The sequence below is a fragment of the Xanthomonas campestris pv. badrii genome, from assembly GCF_012848175.1.
Lineage (GTDB): Bacteria > Pseudomonadota > Gammaproteobacteria > Xanthomonadales > Xanthomonadaceae > Xanthomonas > Xanthomonas campestris_C.
The window spans coordinates 517,253-540,491 of sequence record NZ_CP051651.1 but is presented as its reverse complement, the minus strand read 5'-3'; the positions used below and the strand labels follow the sequence as shown (position 1 = coordinate 540,491).

Annotated in this window: 13 protein-coding genes; 5 read left to right on the top strand and 8 right to left on the bottom strand. The window is 67.3% G+C overall.

The genetic code is table 11. The annotated features are described in order from the left end of the window. Nucleotides 1-80 precede the first annotated feature (80 nt). On the top strand, nucleotides 81-2,960 hold the full coding sequence (locus HG421_RS02185; RefSeq protein WP_169704822.1) for a M16 family metallopeptidase: 2,880 nt from the start codon (nucleotides 81-83) through the stop codon (nucleotides 2,958-2,960). A gap of 40 nt (nucleotides 2,961-3,000) precedes the next feature. On the opposite strand, the gene HG421_RS02180 is transcribed toward HG421_RS02185, so the two are convergent. Further along, a complete protein-coding gene (locus tag HG421_RS02180; RefSeq protein ID WP_169704820.1) occupies nucleotides 3,001-4,419 on the bottom strand; it encodes a sensor histidine kinase in 1,419 nt (472 codons plus the stop codon). A 523-nt stretch (nucleotides 4,420-4,942) separates the two neighbouring features. On the opposite strand from HG421_RS02180, the gene HG421_RS02175 reads away from it, so the two are divergent. Both HG421_RS02175 and HG421_RS02170 read left to right on the top strand, forming a co-directional pair. Next, nucleotides 4,943-7,897 carry a TonB-dependent receptor plug domain-containing protein gene (locus HG421_RS02175; protein ID WP_248279497.1) on the top strand — a complete coding sequence of 985 codons (2,955 nt, stop codon included), beginning with the start codon at nucleotides 4,943-4,945 and terminating at the stop codon, nucleotides 7,895-7,897. Nucleotides 7,898-7,951: 54 nt separating this feature from the next. Further along, nucleotides 7,952-8,623, top strand: coding sequence for a response regulator transcription factor (locus tag HG421_RS02170; protein ID WP_169704818.1), 672 nt, complete (start codon nucleotides 7,952-7,954; stop codon nucleotides 8,621-8,623). Between the two features lie 50 nt (nucleotides 8,624-8,673). Here the strand turns inward: HG421_RS02170 and def are convergent, their stop codons facing one another. Both def and arsC read right to left on the bottom strand, forming a co-directional pair. After that, the gene (def, locus tag HG421_RS02165) at nucleotides 8,674-9,189 is read right to left on the bottom strand and encodes a peptide deformylase (RefSeq protein ID WP_169704816.1); all 516 of its coding nucleotides are present in this window, start codon (nucleotides 9,187-9,189) and stop codon (nucleotides 8,674-8,676) included. A gap of 221 nt (nucleotides 9,190-9,410) precedes the next feature. Continuing rightward, the gene (gene arsC / locus HG421_RS02160; RefSeq protein WP_169704814.1) at nucleotides 9,411-9,833 is read right to left on the bottom strand and encodes an arsenate reductase (glutaredoxin); all 423 of its coding nucleotides are present in this window, start codon (nucleotides 9,831-9,833) and stop codon (nucleotides 9,411-9,413) included. Between the two features lie 385 nt (nucleotides 9,834-10,218). Here arsC and HG421_RS02155 point away from each other — a divergent pair, with 385 nt between their 5' ends. Both HG421_RS02155 and HG421_RS02150 read left to right on the top strand, forming a co-directional pair. Beyond that, nucleotides 10,219-10,629 (top strand): post-PEP-CTERM-1 domain-containing protein, encoded by a 411-nt coding sequence (locus HG421_RS02155; protein WP_169704812.1) that lies wholly within the window; start codon nucleotides 10,219-10,221, stop codon nucleotides 10,627-10,629. Then, a complete protein-coding gene (locus HG421_RS02150) occupies nucleotides 10,622-12,277 on the top strand; it encodes a PA domain-containing protein (protein WP_169704810.1) in 1,656 nt (551 codons plus the stop codon). Before HG421_RS02155 ends, HG421_RS02150 begins: the two co-directional genes overlap by 8 nt. A 221-nt stretch (nucleotides 12,278-12,498) precedes the next feature. Here HG421_RS02150 and HG421_RS02145 read toward each other — a convergent pair whose 3' ends face one another. The 5 genes from HG421_RS02145 to HG421_RS02125 form a co-directional block, all read right to left on the bottom strand. Continuing rightward, entirely contained in the window at nucleotides 12,499-17,004 is a 4,506-nt protein-coding gene (locus tag HG421_RS02145; protein WP_169704808.1) for a cellulose biosynthesis protein BcsC, read from the bottom strand. Beyond that, nucleotides 16,986-18,167: a cellulose synthase complex periplasmic endoglucanase BcsZ gene (bcsZ, locus tag HG421_RS02140; RefSeq protein ID WP_169704806.1), complete on the bottom strand. Its 1,182-nt coding sequence runs from the start codon at nucleotides 18,165-18,167 to the stop codon at nucleotides 16,986-16,988. The genes HG421_RS02145 and bcsZ overlap by 19 nt, the downstream gene beginning before the upstream one ends. Then, nucleotides 18,164-20,464 (bottom strand): cellulose biosynthesis cyclic di-GMP-binding regulatory protein BcsB, encoded by a 2,301-nt coding sequence (gene bcsB / locus HG421_RS02135; RefSeq protein ID WP_169704804.1) that lies wholly within the window; start codon nucleotides 20,462-20,464, stop codon nucleotides 18,164-18,166. The genes bcsZ and bcsB overlap by 4 nt, the downstream gene beginning before the upstream one ends. A 44-nt stretch (nucleotides 20,465-20,508) precedes the next feature. Beyond that, nucleotides 20,509-22,653, bottom strand: coding sequence for a UDP-forming cellulose synthase catalytic subunit (gene bcsA / locus HG421_RS02130; RefSeq protein WP_169704802.1), 2,145 nt, complete (start codon nucleotides 22,651-22,653; stop codon nucleotides 20,509-20,511). Nucleotides 22,654-22,745: 92 nt separating this feature from the next. Continuing rightward, nucleotides 22,746-23,228: a hypothetical protein gene (locus tag HG421_RS02125; RefSeq protein ID WP_169704801.1), complete on the bottom strand. Its 483-nt coding sequence runs from the start codon at nucleotides 23,226-23,228 to the stop codon at nucleotides 22,746-22,748. Between the last annotated feature and the right edge of the window lie 11 nt (nucleotides 23,229-23,239).

Genomic DNA, 23,239 nt, shown 5'->3' with positions numbered 1-23,239 from the left:
GCAACGCGGCCGGGCGCCACACAGCGGCCCTGCCGGGCTTTCCACGGCCGTCTTCCGTCCATCATGAATTTGTGAGCGCCATGCTACGACACCTGTTCCTGCGCATCGCCGCGACGCTGGCCGCCGCAACCCTCGGCCACGCCGCGGCCAGCGCCACCACGCCAGCTGTGGCGCCCCCTGCCGCGCGGCAGGCACTGCACGATGCAACCATCCCCGATCTTGCCTACCAACGCTTCACGCTGGACAACGGCTTGACGGTGGTGGTGCACGAGGACCACAAGGCACCGGTGGTCGCGGTCAGCATCTGGTATCACATCGGCTCGGCCGATGAGCCTGCCGGCAAAACCGGCTTTGCGCATCTGTTCGAACACCTGATGTTCTCCGGCTCCGAACACGCTCCCGGCAGCTATTTCCAAGCGCTCGAAAAGGTCGGTGCCACCGGCATCAATGGCACCACCTCGTTCGATCGCACCAACTACTACGAGACGGTGCCGACGACGGCACTGGACATGACGCTGTGGCTGGAATCGGACCGCATGGGCCATCTGCTCGGAGCGATCGGCCAGACCGAGCTGGACACCCAGCGCGGCGTGGTCCAGAACGAAAAACGTCAAGGCGAGAACAGTCCCTACGGGCGCGTCGGCCAGCACATCCTCTCGCGCGTGTTCCCTGCCAATCACCCCTACCAGCACGACACCATCGGCGCGATGGCAGACCTCGACGCGGCGTCCTTGCGCGATGTCAGACACTGGTTCAACGACAACTACGGCGCCGCCAATACCACCCTGGTGCTGGCGGGCGATCTCACCGTGGCGCAGGCACGCGACAAGGCACAGCGTTACTTCGGACATATCGCCGCCGGTCGGGCGGTGCCGCGCCAACAGCCGTGGATCACCCCGCTGGCCGTCGCCAGCCGCGGCGTGCAGCACGATCACGTGGCGCAGCCGCGCATCCTGCGCACCTGGGTGGTACCGCAAGCCGGCAGCGATGATGCGCTGCTGCTGGACCTGGCCAGCAGCGTGCTGGGCGCCGGCAAGACCTCACGGCTGTACCAGCGCCTGGTGTACCGCGACGCGGTGGCGGACGACATCAGCACCGGCCTCACGCCGCTGCAGCTGGCCGGTCAGTTCAGCGTGCAGGCCGACGTCGCCAGCGGCGTCGATCCAGCCCGGGTCGAGGCCGCCATCGCCGACGAGCTGCGCCGCTTCCTGGAGCACGGCCCCACCGCCGACGAGCTGGAACGGACCCGTACCGATCTGCGTGCCACGGTGGTGCGCGGGCTGGAGAAGGTGGGCGACAAGGCCGCCCTGCTGGCCGATGGTCAGATCTATCGCAACGATCCAGGCGCCTACCAGGCCGATCTGCGCCGCCTGCAGACCGCCACCGCCACCGAGGTGCGCGACGCCGCCCGCCGCTGGCTTGGCAGGAGCGACTATCTGCTGACCGTCCTGCCGGCAGGGCCGGGATTCGATGCCGCTGCAGAGGATGCCAGCCTGGTGGCGCGGCCGGCCCTGGCAGGCCGCCCGCCATCGCGCACGCCGCCTGCCGTGGCGTTTGCCGCAACCGCCAGTGCGGTGGATCGCAGCACCGGGATTCCGCCGGTCGAGCAGTTCCCGGCGCTGCGCTTTCCGCAGCTGCAACGCGGCACGCTGCGCAATGGCGTGCAGGTGATCCTTGCGCACCGCAATGGCGTGCCCGCCACCCAGTTCGAGTTGCTGTTCGACGGCGGCTACGCCGGCGACCGCAACGGCACACCCGGCACTGCCAGTTTCGCCGCCGCATTGATGGGCGAAAGCACCCGCCACCACGATTCCCTGGACATCGCGCGCCTGCATCAGCGCCTGGGGGCGCAGACCTCCGTCCAGTGCTCATTGGACACCTGCAGCGCCACCCTGGATGCGCTCAACGATCGACTCGCACCATCGCTGCAACTGCTGGCCGACATCGTGCGCGAGCCGGCCTTCGACGCCGCGGACATCGCGCGCGTGCGTAGCGCCTGGCTCGCCAACATCGCCCAGGAAAAGAACCAACCCACGGCCATGGCGCTACGGGTGCTGCCGCCATTGCTGTACGGCACTGGCCATCCGTATGCCACACCGCTGACCGGCACCGGCCAGGCAGCCGCCATCGCCGCGCTGCGCGCAGCGGACCTGGCCCGCTTCCACCAGCAGTGGATCCGCCCGGACAACCTGCGCATCCTGGTCGCTGGCGATATCGGCCTGGGCCAGGCGATCGCGTTGCTGGAGCGCAGCTTCGGCACCTGGACGCCGCCGCCGACGCCGCTGGGTCGGGTGGTGCTGCAACAGGCGCCTGCCGCCGCTGCGCCCCGCATGTTCCTGCTCGACAAGCCGGATGCGCCACAGTCGCTGATCCTGGCCGGCCTATTGGCACCGCCCAGCACCGATGCCGCCACGCTTGCGCTGGGCCTGGCCAATACCGCATTCGGCGGCGCCTTCACCTCGCGCCTGAACTTGAACCTGCGCGAGGACAAACGCTGGGCCTATGGCGCGCAAAGTTTCGCCATGGACGCCAAGGGACAGCGTCCGCTGTTGATCTATGCACCGGTACAGACCGACCGCACCGCCGAATCGGTGACGGAGATCCTCAAGGAATCGATTGCGCTATCGACCGACCGTCCCTTGTCGGATGACGAGGTCGCCAAGGTACGCAACCAACGGATCCGTGCATTGCCCGGCAGCGCGGAAACCACCGAATCGGTGTTGAACGCGATGCAGGCGATCGTCCAGTATCGGCGGCCCGACGATGACGTGCAGACATTGAAAAGCCGGCTCGAACGCGTGGATGCGGCCGCTGCGCAGCGGGCGATCGCCCAGGTGGTGGATCCGCGCAAGATGACCTGGGTGATCGTCGGCGACCGCCGCAAGGTCGAAGCACCGTTGCGTGCGTTGGGCCTCGGCACGCTGCAGATCCTGGACGCCGACGGCCGCGTTACCGACTAGGCACTGCTCGAACAGCCGCTGCAAGCAGGCACCGCAGCGATCAATCGGCGGACACCACCGGCGGCAACGTCAAGCTGAAGCGAGCGCCCGCCTGCGCAACGTTGGCGGCAGTGACACTGCCGCCGTGCAGCTCGGCGATCGCCTTGACGATGGCCAACCCCAGGCCGTGCCCATTGCGGTTGGGCGGAAACTTGGCGAACGGCTCGAACAGCGTCGGCAGGTGCTCGGCCGCGATGCCCGGCCCTGTGTCCTGCACCCACACCTCGGCGCGCTCGCTCACCCCCACCTCCACCCGTCCGCCATCGGGCGAAAACGACACTGCGTTGTCGACGAGATTGGCGATGGCCACGTCCAGCAGGCCAGGATCGCCGAGCACGCGCACCGGCCCATCGCCGCAGCGAAGTTCCAGCTGCACGCCACGCGCTTCGGCCAGCGGTGTACGTTCGCCGATGACGCGGCGGCAGCTCGCTCCCAGGTCGACCAGGCTCTCCAGCTTGCGGCCACCACTGATGCTCATCAGCTTCAGCAGCTGATTGGCCAGCATGGTCAAGCGCCCGACATCGCCGACCAGCTTGTCCTTCAGCGGGCCATCGGCCAGCATCTCCAGGCGGGTGCGCAGCACCGTCAATGGCGTCCGCATCTCATGGGCGGCGGTGGACAGGAAAAACTCGCGGCGCTTCTGCGCCTGGTCCACCTTGGTGATCATCTCGTTTACCGCCTGCACCAGCGGAACCACCTCGCTGGGCAAGCCCGCCTCCGGCAGTTTGCGGTCCAGATGCTTGGGATCGAACGACCGCGTCACCGCGGTGATGCGCCCGATCATGATCACGTTGATGCCGACGATCAACACGAAGATCACGAACATGCCGGCACCGGTCAGCATCAACCCACGGCTGGAATCCCAGACCCATTTTGGATAGAACGGCACCAGACTGGCGTCCAGATCCAGCGGCGTGCGGATGCCGGCGTATTCGTAATACGACACCACGCCCTCGCAGTCGTAATAGCTCAAATGGCCTAGCCCCTGCGGGGTTCGCATATCGCGCTCGGTCTGGCTGCAGACCTGCGGATAGGTTGGGTCCGCGCGCAACGCGGCAAGCTTGTCGAAATGCTGCGAGTGGAACCAGAGCTCGCCGTCGCCGCTGTCGAATTCCCGATCACCGACACGCGCGTACCAGCGAAAGCCGGGATTGCGCGCCTTGATCTGCGCCAGCACCGCATCGTCCTTCAGCGAGACATTTTCCTGCGGTGCGTGGCGGGTTCGTTCGACCAGATGGCTAAGCCGGGTACTCACCTCGCTGGCCGTGCGAGGGAGCGGATCTCCCGAGCCTGTCCACGGGATCTCCAGCAGTGGCCGCAGGCCGAACCAGTAGACCAGCCCGCCCAGATACAGCAGGGCCAGCAGCGTCACCTGTCCCATCATCGAGCGATACATCCACGTCAACGGTCGTGCCTTCACTGCATCGTCCTGGCTATGGCGCGCGCGCCGCCCAGCGATGTGGGCAGCGACACTGCGCAAATTCAAACCATCCAAATCGGCCGCAGGCCGCTCCCACACCACGGCCGTGACGGGCACCAGGGATGCGGTTACCGCTGCAACCATCGTGCTGCGACAAGGGCGCGCCGCATCTTCGCGCGTACGCGAGCGCCAGTACGGTGACACACGCCGCGGCCGTTGCACCAGCCCGGGCAATTCAAGGCACGCTCAACGCACGCAACCGGATAGTTTCAGACAAGGTTCGTGCAAGCTTGATGACGTAAACATGACTCGCCAACGGTAGCGATGCGAACGCGCGCGAGCGTTGGAAGTCCCGATTCGATCGGGCAGGGAGTTCATGTCATTGCAGGGCACAGGCGCAGGGCGCGGTGAACAGCGAGCAGACACGCGGACGTGGGAGGCGTCCCTGACCCCGGTTGCAGCGCGTGGCTTCACCAGCAGTCCACCCCTTCGTGTCTGGAATCATGGAGATCGTCCGTTGAACATGCATTCGCTTCCGTTGTCGGTGCTCGCCATCGCATTGACCGCCGCACTGTCGCCTGCCTGGGCGCAGGAGAGTACCGAGGTGCCGCAGGACAGCATTGCTTACAAGGAAAACAATCAGGCCGCCACCGCATTACAACGCATCGAAGTCACCGGCAGCCGCCTGCAGCAGGGCGATGTCAGCTCTCGGGTGATCGTGATCGATCAGGAGGAGATCAAGGCGCGTGGCGTCAGCAGCGTCGAAGACCTGATCCGCACGTTGCCGCAAAATCTCGCCACCATCGGGGCGATCACCAATGAACGCCTCAACGGCCCGCTGCAGGACAATGTCGGCAGGGTCAACGTCAGTGCACTGGGCAGCCTGGGCGTGTCTGCGGCAAATCTTGGCGGAATGGGCGCCGGGCGCACGCTGATCCTGGTCAACGGACGGCGCATGGCCGGCGCGGCCGGCATCCAGCAAGGCTTCGTCAATCTCAATGGCATTCCGCTGAGCGCAGTGGAGCGGGTGGAGATCACCACCGACGGTGGCTCGGCCATTTATGGCGCCGACGCCATGGGCGGGGTGATCAATTTCATCCTGCGCCGCGACTACGTGGGCACCACGGTCAATGCGCAGTACGAGAACTCCAGCAACGATGCAGATACCCGCCGCATCAGCGTCTATTCCGGCTATCACTGGGATAGCGGCACAGCCTCGGTCACGCTCAGTCACAGCCGGCGGCGGCCGGTGAACAACTGGAAGAGCGGCTACACCACGGAAGATTACTCGGCGTACTTCAACGGCGATCCGAACTACGACTTCCGCAGCTTCTCCAAGGGCAGGCAACCGGCAGTCTTTCCGATCACCGACTTCATCTTCGACCCGCAGACGCAACTCACCACACGCATCGACACGGCGCTGACCGTCCCGGCCGGCCTGGGCCGCGCGCCGACCATGGACGACCTGGTGCTGCTCGATGCCAGCGCCAAGTCCGACCGCGTTCCAGAATTGGCCGGACCCGACACCAAATCCACCAGCATCAATCTCAACTTCGAGCAGAACATCACCGACAAGCTGACCTTCACCGCCAATGGCCTGTTCGACCGCTCGACCAACTCGCAGGAACAGCGTTACGACAACGGTCTGGCGGTCACCTTGGCGCCAGGCCAGTTCTACAACCCGTTTCCAGCCAATTACGCCGGCTTCTTCAGCCCCGGCACCACGCTCTATTACTTTCCGGAAGCCGAGATCGCCGCCGGCAGACTGCCGGTGGGCACGATCTCCAACACCACCGAAGCCTGGACGGCCAACCTCGGGCTGAATTACGCCTTCAACGACAGCACCAAGCTGGATCTGATCTACACCACCTCGCGCAGCACGAACAAAGGCGCAAGCCGGAATTTCGCTTCGGTGGTCACCTCGTTCGAGCCGGATCCAGGCGCGGCAAACGGCCTGCGCTGCGCCAACTTCGATCTCGACAACAACCGTTTGAGCGGCGCAGCGCTGCAGCAATTGCAGGCGATCTTCGCCCGCCAATGCCAGGCATTGACCAGCACCGATCCCAGCCTGGCGTTCAATCCCTGGAACACCGCTGGCGATGCCATCGGTGCAGACATCAACGATTTCTACTACACGCTGGATAACGAAGACCGCGCCTCACGCCTGCAGAACCTGGAACTTCGCCTGAGTGGCAGCGCCTTCGAATTGCCGGGTGGGCGTGTGTACTACGCGGTCGGCGCAGATTACAACGAAGACGGCGTGGACAGCCGGGAAGTGCGCAACCTGTCGGTACTGGCAACCAATCGCGATCGCTACGCGTATTTCGCCGAAGCCGCCATCCCGGTGTTCGGCAATGCGTTTTCCTTTCCGTTGATGAAATCGCTGACCTTCAATCTTGCCGCGCGACGTGACACCTACACCAGCGAAGGCGCCATCGGAACCGTCGATAACGTCCCCTACATCGAAGGCGGCGAAATCCTGTTCGGCAAGAATAAATTCGCCAAGACCACCCCCAGCTTCGGTGCGCTGTGGGAGCTCACCGATAGCCTGCGGGTGCGTGCGCGCTGGTCGCGCGGATTCTCCGCGCCACCGCCGACCAATCTGTTCAACATCAGCGGCACGCAGAGCTTTACCACCCACATCTTCAACGACCCGCTCTATGCCTGCAGCACGGATTGCGCGTTTGGCGGCAGCAACGCCTACGCCGCACGCGCCGTGGTGGCACCGAACCCGGACCTGAAACCGGAAACCTCCATCCAGCGCTCCTATGGCCTGTCCTGGATGCCGCAGGGCGCGTTGTCAGGCCTGACGCTGGACGTCAACTACAACCACTCCAAGGTCAGCAACGAATATGCCGCCTTCGGCATGCTCAGCCGCTACCTGTCGGCACGCGATCAGTTGCTGCAAAGCGCCTTCTACGAACGCGATGCCAGCGGCAAGGTCGTCAACGTCAATCAGATGACCTTCAACCTGCAGAGCTCCGAATATGCGTCGGTGACCTACGAACTCGGCTATCTGTGGAATACCCGCCTGGGTACCTTCCGCCCGAAGATAACCTGGCTGGACAACATCACCGCCCAGACCCTGTCGCTGCCGGGCGTGCCGCCGTTGCGGACGATCGGCACGGTACAGGGGGTGGATGACTACAAGGTGGTCGCCGAGCTCGGCTGGCAGTACCGCGACATCACCGCCACCCTGTGGGCCTATTACACCCCGACCTATCTCAACGACTATGTGCTGACGATGGTGTCCGGCAACGTCCTCAACCCGGACTATGCCAGGTCGGTGGAGTCCTTCACGACCTACGACCTGACGCTGAGTTGGCAGATGAGCAACGATCTTCGCCTGAACTTCGCCGGCCGTAACCTTCTGGATTCCACCCCGCCATTCGTGGTGGTCCAGAACCGCCCCTACGATACCGCACGCTACAATGCGGCCGGTCGTACACTCTCGCTGGAAGTCCAGTACGAGTTCTGACCCCGCACACGGCGCCGGCGACCATTGCCGGAGCCGTCAGCTTCCGAGACATGCATGCGCCTGTTACTTGTAGAAGACGAGCAGGACATCGTCGAAACCCTGACCCATTTCCTGGTCAAACAGGGGTTCGTGGTGGATCTCGCCCCGACCCTGGCCATTGCGCGCACGGTGCTGCTGGACAATGCATTCGATCTTGTCTTGCTGGACCGCCGCCTGCCCGATGGAGACGGCCTGTCGCTGATCATGCACGCGCGCGCGCACAGCCGGCCGCAGCGTTTCATCATGCTCACCGCGCTGGCGGACCTGGACAGCAAGGTGTCCGGGCTGGAGCTGGGTGCGCACGATTACATCGCCAAGCCATTCGAGCCTCGCGAACTGCTGGCACGCATCCGCAATGCGTTGCGGCACGATGTCATCACCGGCCGCGAAGTGAAGCGGCTTGGCCCGCTCGGCTACGACGCCGACGGTCGTGCGTTCTGGATCAACGACGAGCCGCTGACACTGCGCAGGACCGAAGCGCTGGTCCTTGCCGCGCTGATGGCGCGCCCCGGCGTGATCGTCCCACGCCAATCGCTGGAAGCGCGCGTATACGGCTACGACCGGCTGGTGAGTTCCAACTCGCTGGAATCGCAGATCTCGCGGCTGCGCCGGATCATCGGCGAGAAGACCCAACGCGTTCGCATCCATTCGGTGCGCGGGGTTGGCTACAGTCTGGTCGAAGAGTGATGCGCGCCGCATCGGCCTGCCGCCGCTGAGCGCCTGCGCCATGCAAGAGTCTACAGATCGTAGGACAACACATCGTCGAAGCCGAAGGTAGCGAAGTTCTCGATGCGCGAGGGATACAGGCGACCGATCAAATGGTCGTACTCGTGCTGGACCACGCGCGCATGAAAGCCTTCGGCCTCGCGATCGATCGCGGTGCCATCGGGCGCGAAGCCGCGGTAACGGATGCGGCGGTAGCGCGGAATCACTGCGCGCAGCCCGGGAATCGACAGGCAACCCTCCCAGCCGTTTTCCATCTCGTCCGACAACGGCTCGATCTGCGCATTGGCCAAGGCCGTGCGCGGGACCGGTGGCGCCTCGGGATAGCGCTCGCTGGCCTCGAAACCGAACACCATCAATTGCAGGTCCACCGCGATCTGCGGCGCCGCCAGGCCCACGCCGCGCGCGGCGTCCATGGTCTCGAACATGTCGGCCGCCAGCGCCTGCAGCTCGTCGCTGCCGAGGTTGGTGACCGGAGGTGCGACGCGCAACAGCCGCGTGTCGCCCATGCGGATGATCTGGCGAATCATGCGGATGCTCCCGAAAAAACGATGCCGCAATGTTAGTGCGTATTGCGTGCGTTGAGGTGAGCGCAACGCCGTGCGCCAGGCCAGGACCAGCCAGGCGCCTTGCCCGGGACAGTCGCCGGACAAACGCGCCATGCAGCGCTGGCGCGCCCGACCACATGCACCAGGGCGTGGCCGTCGTCGATACGTGTCACGCCGCGGCCTCCTGCACGACGCGGCGGCGTTCAGCCGCCGAGCGGCCGCCCTGCGTCGTCCAGCACGCGCTCCCCGTCCTCCTTGAAGAAGGCGCTGCTGGCGGGCGGCAATACAGCCAGCACCTGCTCGGAGGGGCGGCATAGCCGCGTCCCCAGCGGCGTCTGCACGAACGGGCGATTGATCAACAGCGGATGCGCCAGCATCGCGCTCAGCAGGGCGGCGTCATCCAGTGCGGGATCGTCCAGCCCCAACTCCAGGTATGGCGTGCCTTTCTGCCGGATCGCGTCGCGTACCGACAGACCCGCCTCGGCGATCAGCTGCTGCAACACCTGCAGGCTCGGCGGGTGCTGCAGATAGTGAATGATCTGCGGTTCGATGCCGACATGCCGGATCAGCGCCAGGGTGTTGCGGGACGTGCCGCAGGCGGGGTTGTGGTAGATGACGGCGTGCATGCATGACCTGAAGGGGGCGACGGACCTCGCGTGCAACGGTGATCGCTGACGACCGTGCCGCAATGCGTGACGCGCAGTGTACGAGCGGATGGACCGCCCGTGCTGGCAGCGCTCGGAGGGAACGCCAGCGGTCACCGCCACCGCGTCAGATTTCTGACCGGACCGGCCTGACGGGACGTGGAAATGTAAAAAAACGGCCGATCACGGGGACGAAGCCAACTTTTTCAGGCCGCGACTCTGCCTGGGACGCCCGGCCTGTCAAAAGATTGACACACATCACTGATTCATGATTCAGTCATGAACAGACTTGAACGCAAAGATTCTCCCGAACGCCGGGACCTCGCACGGCGTTCTTTCTGCAGTTGGACCCAAGGAAACCCCAACGATGATGAGCTTTCGCAAGCCCGGATGGATGCTGTCCGGCGTGCTGTGTGTCGCCTGCCTGCCGGCGCTTGCCGGGGCGCAGGATGTCGCCGCCGGTTCCAAGGTCGGTATCGATCCTGTCACCGGCAAGCTGCGCCCGCTGACCGACGCCGAGAGCGCGGCACTGGAGCAGCAGGCCGGCGCGGCTGCCCGCAGCGCCGCGACCCGCACCACGATGCCGCAGACCGAGGCGGCCGCACGCGCCACCGAGCGTCGCCTGCCCAACGGCACCGTGGCGCGCAAGTTGCCGGCCACGCAAATGAGTTCGCTGACTGCCACCCGCCAGGCCGATGGCCGCATCGTCATCGAACACAGCGATGACGCCGACACCCAACCCGCCCACGCCGAGCACGGAGCGCTGCCGCATGAATAAGCCCTTGTTGCTGTTGTCCCTGGCGGTGGCCGCGCTGGCACCGCTGCATGCGCGGGCAGCCAATGTCACGCTGATCAATGGCGATGCCGGCACCGTGGTCGGTTTGAACGACCCGACCGCTGCCGCACCACTGGGTGGCAACCCGGGCCGCACGGTCGGCGAGCAGCGTCGTATCGCCTACCAGTACGCGATGGACCTGTGGGGCGCGGTGCTGCAGAGCAACGTCGAGATCAAGGTGTATGCCTCGTTCGCACGGCTGACCTGTACCGCCACCGGCGGCACGCTGGGCCAGGCCGGCCCCAACTGGATCGTCAACAACTTCCCCGGCGCCAAGCCCAATACGCTGTATCCGTCCGCGCTGGGCGATGCGATCGCCGGGCAGGACCTGGTGCCCGATCCGGCCGATCCGGCTGACGTGTTCTCGCAATTCAACGGCGACCTGGGCAAGGACGACTGCCTGGCTGGTTCCGGCTGGTATCTGGGTCTGGACGGCAAGACGCCGGAGGGCCAGATCAACTTCCTCAACGTGGTGATGCACGAGATCGGCCACGGCCTGGGCGCTGCCGGCTTCCTCAACAAGACCACCGGCGTGCTCGGCTCCGGCAGCGGCCTGACCGACGTCTATACCTCGCAGGCCTACGACAACGTGCAGAACAAGCGGTTCGACGACCCGGCCATGACCAATGCCCTGCGCGCCGAAGCGATGCGCACGCCGGGCCGCACGGTATGGGCCGGCACGCGCGTCAACCGCGAGGCGGCCTTGATCCTGGATCCGCGCACCTTGCTGCAGGTCACCGCACCCAGCAGCGCCGCCGGCAAGTTCGAGGTGGGCTTTGCCAGCTTCGGCCCGCTGGCCACCGCCGGCAATTTCCCCGCCCGCGCTGTGGTGACCGTCAACGACGGCGTCGCCGTCGCATCGGCGACCGATGGCTGCGAGACCCCGTTCGTCAACGCGGCCAAGGTGGCCGGCAAGGTGGCGCTGATCGACCGCGGCACCTGCGCCTTCGCCATCAAGGTCAAGAACGCCCAGCTCAATGGCGCAGTGGGCGTGATCGTGGCCAACAACGCCGCCGGCGTGCAGACCATGGGCAATGCGGCCCCGCCGATCACCGACATCACCATCCCGGCGATCATGGTGTCGCAGGCCGATGGCGCACGCCTGAAGGGCAGCACCGCGGTCGTGGCCAGGCTGTACGAGGATCCGGAACTGCTGCAGGGCACCGACAGCGCCGGCCGCACGCGCTTGTATGCGCCCAGCGTGGTGGCCGGTGGCTCGACGTTCTCGCACTTCGATACCGACCTGCAGCCCAACGCGTTGATGGAACCGTTCGATACGCCGGAAGTGCAGGCGCATCTGAACATCGACCTGACCCCGGCGATGTTTGCCGATATCGGCTGGACCTTGAACCGTGGCCTGACCCGGCTGGGCAACTGCAACACGCTGGTACCGACCGTGGAGACTGGCGGCCTGATTGCCGGCGCCAACCTCACCGCCGAAAGCAGCCTGTGCAAGACGCAGAATGCAGGCAATCGCCTCGGTTACCTGAGCTGCATGAACGACCATCTGCGCGAACTGGAAGACCAGGGAGCGATCAGCCGCGTGCAGCAGGCGGCAACCTTCGTCTGTGCCACCAAGGTTCGCCCGTAAGGCGCGCCTGCACTACCTGATGGGGATGCGAACGGCGCCGCGAGGCGCCGTTCGTTTATGCGGCGCGGCGCGGGGCAGTGCGCCGCACGCCGCTCTCAAGATGGATGCACGAGCCTGCCCGGCGTGCGCTCACGCAGCAGGCCGCAAGCGTGCATCGCCCGGCCCGCCATGCAGCCGCAACTGCCCGCCGCGTGGAGCGAACCGCCAGCGTCGCCGCTGTCTCAGCGATCGGCGGCGTACGGCGAGGTCAGCACCTGTGGTGCGCGGCCCAGCGCGGCGCCCAGGCGATCCATCACGAAACGCAGATAGAGATTGCTGCTGAACTGGTTGTAGTCGCGTGCGTTGTTGAAGGTCATGCGCCCGCCCAGGAACAACTGCGGTGCCACCTGCCACTCGGCCGCACCACTGAGGTTGTAGGACACCCCGGTGCGGCTTTCGCCCGCGTACACCGGATCGGTGTAGCGATCGACCAGGCCGAGCAGCGCCGCCAGCGACGCAGCATCGTAGGCGGCCTGTTGCAGGGTCGGGTCGGTGGGGAAATACGGCGTGGGATCGGTCTTGAAATGCTGCACGCCGATGCTGGCATCGACCTTCCAGTTGACGCTCTGCCCGGCGCTGCGGCCGCTCCAGTGCACCGGGAAGCCGAGGTCCACATACTCCTGCGGGCTGAAGTAACCGCCGTGCCCGTAGGTGAAGCCGCTGAGGTTCTTGTCGTACTGCATGGCGGTCAGATTGACGCCGGCGGTCAGCGACTGGTTGCGGGTTTCCAGCGCATGCACGTAGAAGCCCAGGTCCGCCTGGCGGTGGTCGTTGTCGGCCACGTCGTTGCCGGTCAGGCGGTGTGCGGCGAGATTGGCGTAGCCACCGAGCAGGCCGTTGTCGGCCGTGGCCGACAGGACGACGCCGCTGCTGGTGACACCGCCCCATTGGCGGCCGCTGCGGCCGTCCTGTGCGCCGGCGAACGACAGCACGCTGTCGGTGACTGCGCGCCGCGAAGCATCGGCCGACCAACTCACCGTCTCGCCGAGCTCGCCGCGATAGCCAACCCCGCCGACGATGTTCTGCTCCTGGAATCCGATCGGCGTGCTGCCGACATCGGCGCTGAAACCGCCGTTGCGATAGCGCACACCGACGCCGACGCCGGTGTCGTCCTGGCTGAGCCGGCGCGCACCGTTGCCGGTGGCGGCCATGCTGTTGAGCGTGGCCGCCAGCGAGGTCGGCGTCTGCTGCGCGGCGGCGGAACTGCTGCCCAATGCCTGCAACGCGGCGCCGTCGCCTGCGGCCAGCTGTTCGCTGATGGCGGTGTTGCTGAGGATGTCGCGCGCCAACTGCGCGATCGGCGTGTTGGACGCATTGACGCTGAGCAGGTACGCCGGCAACGGTTCGTTGGCCAGCGCGGCCAACGCCGCCGGCGTGCTGTTGTTGTTTTCGGTGAGCAGCTCGCCGAACAGGCCGGTAGTCAAGGCATAACGGCGCAGGCGTTCGCGCGTGGCGGCGGTGTTGCCTTCGGTGGCGAGCAGTTGATACACCGACGAGTTGGTCAGCGTGTCGATCGGGCTGCGGTCGGCGGCAAGCGCGTCGTTGACCGCCGTCTGCGGACCGGTGCCGAAGCGGCTGGCGGTGGCGTAGTCGGTAGTCAGGGTGCCGGCATCCACCACGGTGGGCGTCAACGTGACGCCGAGCTTGCCTTCGCCTACCGCGAATTCGGCCTGCACCGGCATTTCGATGTCGTCCAGGCGGCCCAGGCCGTCTTCGCCATCGCGCGCGCGGTACAGCGCGCCACCGGCCAGGTTGTCGCTGTTTTCCGACTGCACGGCGCGCAGTTCGTCGAGCACGCTGTTGCCGCTGCTGGCCGGCGGCAGTGCCTGCGCCGCGACACCGCGCGGGAGCAGGTCGTCGGCCGGTGCCAGCGTCGGCACGCTGCGTGCGGGCATGCTCGAACGGCTGGCCGGCCCTGGCAGCACCGACGGCGCGGCGCTGGCGAGTGGCGGCGGCACTACATCGGGGTTGTTGCCCGCATAGGCAGCGATCGCTGTGGCCGTGGCCGGGTCTACAGCGGCCGGTTGCGCGGGCAGCGGCGCCAGCGCGGTCTGCGCGTAGGCACTGCCGGCGTCCATGCGCTCGGACAGCACCGCCGGCGAGCGCGGCATGCCGCCGGTCATGCCGGAGAACGGGTTGAGCGGGCGACCGGACGAGGCCACGACGGCAGGGCCGCGTGCGGCCGGCAGGCCGTTGTCGAGCTGGCCGGCCTGGCGCTGCTGGGCGGCCAGCGAGGCCCGGAAATACTGCTCGGCCTTGCGGTTCTTGCCGGCGCTGCGATACACCCGGCCGGCCGCAGCCAGCACCTCCGGCGACTCCGGCGCCTGCGCCAGCGCGCGTTGCAGATAACCCTCGGCACTGCGCAGATCCGACTGCGCGGCAGCACTGTTGGCGGCGGCAGTGAGCGTGTCCAGATCGTCGGGATGGCGCTGCAGGATCTGTTGATACAGCGCCAGCGCCTGCGGCTGGTCGCCAGCCGCGGCATACAGCCGCGCCAGCGCGGCCTGCGCGTCGCGGTTGTCCGGTTGCTGGGCCAGGATCGGCGACAACGCGTCGTAGGCGCCTTCCAGATTGCCCAGCTCGCGCAGGGCATCCACCTGGCGCAGCGTGTAGGCGCTGCGCAGGGTTTGATAGCGGCGCAATTGTTCCGGCGTCATGGTGGTGGATTGCAGCTGGCGCAGCACCGCCGACAGCTCGGCGTGCTGCTGCGCGCGCAGCAGCACGCCGGCATAGTGCAGGCGGTCTTCGGTGCGCGGGTTGGCGCCGGTGACCAGGCGCTGTGCCAGCACCAGCGCGCGCGGGGCGTTGCCGGCGTCGGCATGCGCACCGGCCAGCGCGGACAGCAGTTGCGGGTCGTCGAGCTGGTTGCCGAGCGCGGTTTCGGTACGCGCCAGCAGTTGCTGGGCCTCGCCCACCCGGCCCTGCTGCACCAGCCCGCGCGCCTGGCGTGCCTGCAGTTCGATCCAGGCGGTGGTGCGCAGCTGGGTCATCTCCGGCGTGCGCACGGCAACCGGAATGCGGTCCAGGCTGTCGTAGACGCCCTGCCAGTCGCCGCTTTCCTGGGCGAACAAGGCGTTGGCATGCAGCGCTTCGGGTTGGTCGGCATGCACGGCAAGCAGGCCGTCCATGACGCTGCGGGCCTGGTCGGGGCGGCCGGCCTGTTGGTACAGGCGCGCCAGATCCAGGCGGATCCAGGCATCGCCGGGACGTTCGACCATGGCCGCTTCCAGCTCGGCCTGCGCGCTGACCGCATCGCCGGCATCCAGCGACTGGCGGGCACGCGCACGCTGCACGTTGGAACGCAGCAAGGCCTGTCCCCCGGACTTGGCGCGTTCGGCAGCTGGCAGGCGGTTGAACAACTCGGTGGCTTCCTGCATGCGGCCCTGGCGGCTGTACAGCCCGACCAGGCCCTGCAGGGCGCCGGCATTGTCGGCATCGCGCGACAGCGCCTTGCGATAGCTGGCCTCGGCCGCGACCGGGTCGCCGGCGGCCTGCAATCCGCCCAGCGCCACATGGCCGGCCGGCTCGTTGGGCAGCAACTGCACCGACTGCTCCACCAGCTGGCGTGCCTGGGCCAGGTCGCCACGCGCGCGCGCGGCCTCGGCCTGCTGCAGCTGCTGCCAATAGCGCGCGCTGTCCAGCGCGGGTTTCCATTTGCCACTGCTGGCCGCCGCCGGGCGCAGCAACTCCTGCGCTTCGGAAAAACGTTGCTGACGCAGGCGCACCGAGCCCAGCCCACCCAGTGCCTCGGGGTCGCGCGCACGCGCACGCAGCACCTGGGTGAAGCGCTGTTCGGCCACGCCCAGGTTGCCGGCGTTGAGCGCACGGAAGCCTTCGCCGAGCGCAATGCCATTGGGATCGGCGGGCGTGGTCTCGGCGCTGCGGCGGTTGCTCAGCTGGCCGAGTTTGGCGGTGACTTCCGCATCGTTCGGGGTGCCGGCCAGAAACGCCTGGTACAGCGGCGCATCGGCGGTGGTGGCATTGAGCCACAGCAGCGCCTGGCGCCAGCTGATGCGCGCCGGGCCGCCGACGTCGGCGCGCTGGGCCAGCGTGCGCAACTGCGCGATGCCTTCGCGGCGGGTGGGTTCGCGGTAGCTCAGCACCTGGGCCAGGGCCAGCTGCAGCGACGGATTGCCCGGTTCGCTGGCCTGCAGCTTGCGCAGACCGTCACGGGCGCGCTCCCAGCCGGTGGGCGTGCCGGCAAGGGACTGGTAGTACTCCAGCGCCAGGTTCGGCGGCGGTGCCTTGCCGGCGAACACGGCCTCGTAGCTGCGGGCAGCTTCCACATACCGCCCGGCGGCAGACGCGCGGCGCGCGTTGCGCAGGTTGGGATCTTCGCCAGCGGTGGCGCTGCCGCGCGCGCCGATCGCCACGCGCAGGCGCTGGGCCTGCGGCGACTGCGGGTGGGCCGCTTCGAGTTGCTGCAGGCGCTTGCGCGCTTCGGACTGGCGGCCCTGCGCCAGGTCGATCTGGGCCAGGCCGAGCAAGGCGTCGGGCTGGTCCGGGTCGATGCCGAGCAGCTTTTTCCAGGTGTCGGCGGCCAGGTCGTCGCGGCCCTGGTCATGCCAGTAATTGCCCTGCCCGACCAGTTGCTGGGTGGCGCTGGCCTGCGCATGCACCGGGCAGGCGAGCAGGCACAGGTCGATCATGCCGGCGAGGTAGAGCGGGGTCAGGTTCTTGCGGAGCATGCAGGCGTTCTCCAGGCGGGCAGCAGGCGCCCGTCTGCGGCAAAGCGGTAGCGGTTCTCAAGCCAGCCCTGTCCGAACAGGGCCAGCGTGCGTTCGTAGTACGGCAGGGCGGCGGCCGCGGGCTGGGCGGCGGCGGGAATGCGCTGTGCCTGTGCCTTGAGCACTGCGGGCTGGCCCAGGGCACTCAGGTACGGCAGCAGCGCGGCGGAAAACCCCACCGGCACCGCGCCGGTGCCCACGCCGCGTGCGGTATCGATCTTTTCGGCGAAACCGGTGCCTGCTGCCAGCAGGTCGGCCGGGCCGGACAGGTCCTGCAGCAACCTGGCGCGCAGCGGTTCGCCGGCATCGAGCATGCCGGCCCACAGGTACACGCGGATGGCGTCGTAGCTGCCGACATTGCCGCGCTTGGGATCGGCGCTGAAACTGCTGCCGTCCCAGGCCGTCCAGTCCGGAGCGAACCCCACCGGCGCACTGCCGCGCAGCACGCGCGCGCTGTTGGCGGCGATGGCGGCCCATGGGCCCTTGGGATCGGCACTGGCGCAGCGACGCAGGGCCTGGATCGGCAGGTAGCTGGGGTTGAGCGTCCAGCGGCCCTTGTCCGCGAATCCGCTGCGGCCGGGCAACAGCATCGGCCCGAGCCCGGGCAGCGTGGCCACGTCCTGCGCACGCATCAGCTGCAGGATCTGCTGGCCGGCCTTGACGTAGCCGGGGCGGTTCCACAGCCGGCCCGCTTCCAGCAGGGCGTAGGCGATCCACAACTCGCCGTCGCTGGCGGTGTTGGGGTCGAGCACCCGCCAGTTGCCGCCCTCGTCACGGCCCCACAGCCAGGCCGGCAGGTTCAGGTCCGGGCGGCCACCGCACAGGTTGTGCCGGGTCCAGCCCAGCACCTTGTCGAACAGCACCTGGTCGTTGGCCACCAGTGCGAAGAACAGCGCATACGACTGCCCTTCGGAGGTTGAGCGCTGGTCGGGGTTGAGAAAATCCACCACCCGTCCATCGGGCTGGATGTGCCTGGACACGAATGCATTCCACAACGGCCAGCTGCCGCACTGCGCCGGTGCCGGCTTGGCGCCCGCCGGCAGGACCGCCGCCAGGCCGGCCAGCGCGCCAGCGCGCAGCAGGCGGCGGCGGGTCATCGCACTGCCGGTGTGATGCGCGCTCATGTACCGTGTCCTTCGTTGAGTCGCTCTGCAGTATGCCGGCGCAGCAGCACGCGGGCGGCCAGGGCCAGCAACAGCGCCAGCAGCACCACGGTGAACGCCAGCCACACCGGGTGGTGCGAGAAGTACCAGCGCAACCAGGTCGGCAGCGGTAGGTGGCCCACGTAATAGGTCTGGTTGCCGACCAGGCTGGTGACCTTCTTCTGCTGCAGCAAGACCACGCTGCCCTGGAAGTCCTTCAGCAAGGCCGGGTCGAACCAGGCATCGAACAGGCGGCTCATGTTGGCCGGGTCTTCGGTCTGGAACGCAACCACGCTGCGGCCGGATGTCAGCGGTGATTCGAAGCCCATCAGCAGCACGTCGTCCGGCTGCGGCTGCAGCGCGATCTCGGTGGTGGTGGGCAGGTCGGTGCGGCGCGCGTCGAAGGACAGGAAGCCGGGCAGTTTCTCGAACAGCCAGTCGGTCAGGCCGATCCGCCGGCTCTGTCCGTCCTGGCCGATGGGAAGCTGCGCGCGCCACTGCTTGAACAACGGCTGCGAGTCGGCGCTGCCGAGCAGCAGCAGATCGCGATCGGCGTGCTGCTGCACCGCGCTGGCGCCGATGATCTGCGCATGCAGCGCCGGGTAGCCGGTGCTCGCGCCGAACCGCCCGAGCAGGGTCAGCACGTTGCCCAGATCCTGGTCGCCCGGATTGTTGGGCAGCACGATGGTCGATTCGGACAGGTCGGCCAGCCGCGTGAACGGATAGCCGGCGTTTGCGAACGCGGCCAGGTTCGGCATCGCCATGTAGTGGTGGAAGCCGCTCAGGTCGATGGTGGAATCGGCATCGATGGCGCCGGACACGTCCGGGAAGGTGTTCTTGCATTCCTCGCCCTGCGGGCGATCGAAGAAGAAGTGGAAGCGCAGCTGGCTATTGGCCGAAAACGCGCCCACCGGCAAGGTCAGGTCCTGGTGCACCGGCATGCTGCCGCGCGCGCCCAGGCTGTTCCACCAGCGCATCGGGGTGGACTCGGCAAACGGGCGCCCGGTCAGCGGCAACGTGGTCACGAACGACTCGTTGATGCTGACGTTGAGCGCAGACTTGTTGTCCACCTCCGGCACCGTGTAGCGATATTTCAGCGCCACCGGAATGCCGTCGCGCTCCCACACGAACAGGTCCGGCGGCAGCTGCAGGCCGACCCGGATCAGGTCCGGGTGGTAGCCGGTGACATTCAGCGCACCGGCCTGGGTGACCAGATCGCCGAACCGCACCGGGTGTTCGCTGGACACCCACTTGGGGGCGTCATAGGGCTGGCGCGGCGCCGGCGCGGACATCTCGCCGATCCGGGCCACCGCGCCGGTCAACGGCGCACGCAGCGCCAGTGCGGCCGCGGCGCGCTGCAGTTCCTCGCTGCTGCGGCCAAGCACCAGCAGCAGCTTGCCGTTGGGATCGGTGGGGTTGACCACCACCGCCACGGTGGGGCCGCGGATATCGGCCACGCCGCTGTCGGCGGTGGCGAACTGCGCCGGCAAGGTGGCCGGGGTGGCGAACACCACCGCATTGCCGCTGTCTGGCAGCGCCGTGGTCGATGCCGGGAACACCGCGCCGCGATACCCGGCCAGCGTGCCGAACCACGAGGCCACCGTGCCGGCTGCCTGCAGCGTGGCCATGTCCGGCTGCTGCGGGAAGTAGAACGGCAGCTCCAGACGGCGCGTGTCGCGCACATCGAAGAACGGCACCGGCAACAGCGCCAGGTTGTTGGCCAGCGCCAGCGGCGTGGTGGTCAGCGACAGGCTGGTGGCCGCATCCACGTTCGCCCACAGGCTGCTGTGGTCGGGGTCTTCGCATTCGCGCGTGTAGTGGCCGATCAGCTGCAGGTTGAGCTGGTTGTAGTCGGTGATCAGGCGCGGGTCGATCGGCAGGTCGGCCGAGAGCAGCTTGCCGGCGTTGGCCTTGTCGGTGGGCAAGGTGGCCACGGTGACGCCGTTGATGGTGACCTTGACGTGCGACAGGTCCGGCAGCAAGGAGGGCGAATAGCTGTATTTGAGATCGAGCGTGGCGGCGGTGACGATCTCGTCGCTGCGCACGCTGAAGGGCACGCCGGCACTGCCCTGCACGCCGCGCAAGGTGATTTCGTAATCGATGCCCAGATCGCGCAGCGTGGCCGCGCGCGCGCTGCCGGCAGGCAGCGGCGCCTCGGGCATGGTTGCCGCGGCGGCCTGCGCATCGGCTGCGGGCGCGGTCGGGGCGGCCTGCTGCGCCTGTGCCAGACCGGCCAGGAGGGTGAGCGCGCAGGTCAACACGGCGGGGGACATTCGCATCAATCGCTTCTTGGCAAGGGACAGGGACACAGCACGCATCGCACTCACGACTCCAGATCCACCGGGCGCGACGGGCGAAAACCCTGCCGCGCACTGTCCACCATATGCCGGCCCAGCCGCCCGAATCCGCGCGCACTGGCTTCCAGCACCTGGCCCATCGAGCGCCAGAACGAATCGCGGTCGTGCTGGCCCCATTGCGAGAGCCAGATATCGGCGCGCGCGAAAGTGGACGCCACCAGCCAGCGTTCCTGTTCCATCGACATCTGTGTGAACTGGATGCTGACCTGGCCATCGCGATCCTGCCGCACCACCGCCGGCAAGGTCTGTTCGATGCCGCGATGGCTCAGGCCGATCTGGACCGGCAGGCCAGGCTCGATCGGCTGCGGCTGATCGAGCTTGATCGCCATGCCGCCGGTGGAAAAATTCAGCGAACGGCTGGCCAGCACGTTGCCATCGGGCAGGTACAGGTTGACCGGGATATCCAGCGGCACGCGGTGCGCGCTGCGCACCTGGCGGGTTTCGCTGGCAGTGGCGATCGTGGCGCCCAACAGCACCATGTTGTACAGCGTCCAGGCCAGGTTGAACCAGATCGTCTGCTGCTCGCCGCTGCCGCCCACATAGATCAGCCGCAGCACGCCGGCCACCACGCCCACCACGTTGAGCAGCAGCAGGAACAGATAGGGCTTTGCGATCTGCGCGTCGAAATAGCTGCGCGCCACCAGGCCGCCCTTCGGGGTCACGTTGAACTTGCCCAGCTTGGGGTTGATCAGCGCCACCAGCGTCGGGCGGAAGATGTACCAGGCCAGCGTGGTCTCATAGACCTCGTTCCACAGCAGATGCCGGAACCGGCTCTGCACGCGGAGATTGGTCAAATTGGCCTGCAGGATGTGCGGCAGCGCATAGGCCAGGATCATCAACGCCGAGGCCTGGATCACGTGCGCACCGAAGAACAGGTAGGCCAGCGGCGCGGTGAGGTAGATGATGCGCGGCAACCCGTAGAAGAAGTGCAGCATCGCGTTGAGATAGCACAGCCGCTGCGACAACTTGAGCCCGCGGCCGAGCAGTGGGTTGTCGATGCGCGCGATCTGCGCCATGCCGCGCGCCCAGCGGATGCGCTGCGCCACGTGGCCCGACAGGCTTTCGGTCGCCAGCCCTGCGGCCTGCGGCACCGCCAGGTACGCGGTGCGGTAACCGCGGCGCTGCAGCTTGAGCGCGGTGTGCGCATCTTCGGTGACGGTTTCCACGGCCACCCCGCCAACCTCTTCCAGCGCAGTGCGCTTGATCACCGCGCACGAGCCACAGAAGAACGTGGCATTCCACTGGTCGTTGCCATCCTGCAGCAGGCCGTAGAACAGCTCGCCTTCGTTGGGCACCTTGCCGTGGGTGTCGAGGTTGCGCTCGAACGGATCCGGCGAAAAGAAGTAGTGCGGCATCTGCACCAGCGCCAGCTTGGTGTCGCGCAGGAACCAGCCCATCGCCACCTGCAGGAACGAGCGGGTCGGGATGTGGTCGCAATCGAAGATCGCCACGTATTCGCCGCTGCACTTCTTCAAGGCCGCGTTGATGTTGCCGGCCTTGGCATGCGCATTGTTGGTACGGGTGACGTAATTGATGCCGACCTCGGCGCAGAACTCGCGGAACTCCTCGCGGCGGCCGTCATCGAGCAGGTGGATGGTGATCTTGCCGGCCGGCCAATCGATCACGCTGGCGGCCAGCACGGTGGTGCGCACCACCGACAGCGGCTCGTTGTAGGTGGGAATGAAGACATCCACGCTCGGCCACAGGCTCTGGTCGGCGGGCAACGGCACCGGCTTGCGGTTGAGCGGCCACAGCACCTGGAAATAGCCCAGCACCAGGATCACGAACGCATACAGCTCGGCGCCGAGCAGGCCCAGACCAAGAACGAAATCCACCGCGCTGCCCACGCCCATGGTCTGGGTCATGCGCCACCAGATGTAGCGGCACGACACCGCCAGCGACATGCCCATCATCATCAGGATGACCACGCGCCCGCCACGGTTGCGCACCGCCAGCGCCACGGCGAACAGCACGCCGGAGAACACCAGCTGCTGGTTCACGTCCATCGGCACGGCCACCACGAACACCAGCAGCAGGCCGCCCAGCAACCACAGCGCCCAGGTCGCCAGCCTTGGCAGCGGTGATGCGGAACGAACACTGGCAGCGGTCATCGGGCAACTCCTTTCGGGCGTGGCGGCATGCGGCAAAACGGAAACCGGCAAGCGCGCGCGGGCGCCTGCCGGGGATCACTCTGTAACGGGAATCAACGCGAGCGCAGCCGCTTGAGCGGGCTATGCGCCGAGGCGCGTGCGTCGGCCTGCAGCAGGCGCTGGAACAGGCGCTCCAGCGGCGTATGCGCCGGCCGCTCGGGTGTTGGCAGGCCACGCGGGCCGGACTCGTCGAGCTGGCGCAGCTTGCGCAACGGCGCCAGCGCATCGGCGGGCGCCAGCTCGGCTGGTTCGTCGGCACGTTCATCGGCCGGCGCGGCGGGATGCATCGCCCGCGGCGCCTGCACAGCGGGCGCACGTGGTGCCGGTGTCGGCGCAGCCGCGGTCACCACGTCCGGCACGGGCAGTGACGCCTCAGAAGATGCAGGCGCATCGGCCGGTGCCGCACCCGGCTTGCGTGGCGGCAGCTGGGTGTAGGCGAAGTCGTGATAGCCCTCGCTCGCCTGCGTCCCCAAACGCGCGAACAGGCCCGAGACATCGTCGTGTCCAGGTGCATTCTTGGTGTTCTTTGGTGCCATCACAGTCCCCT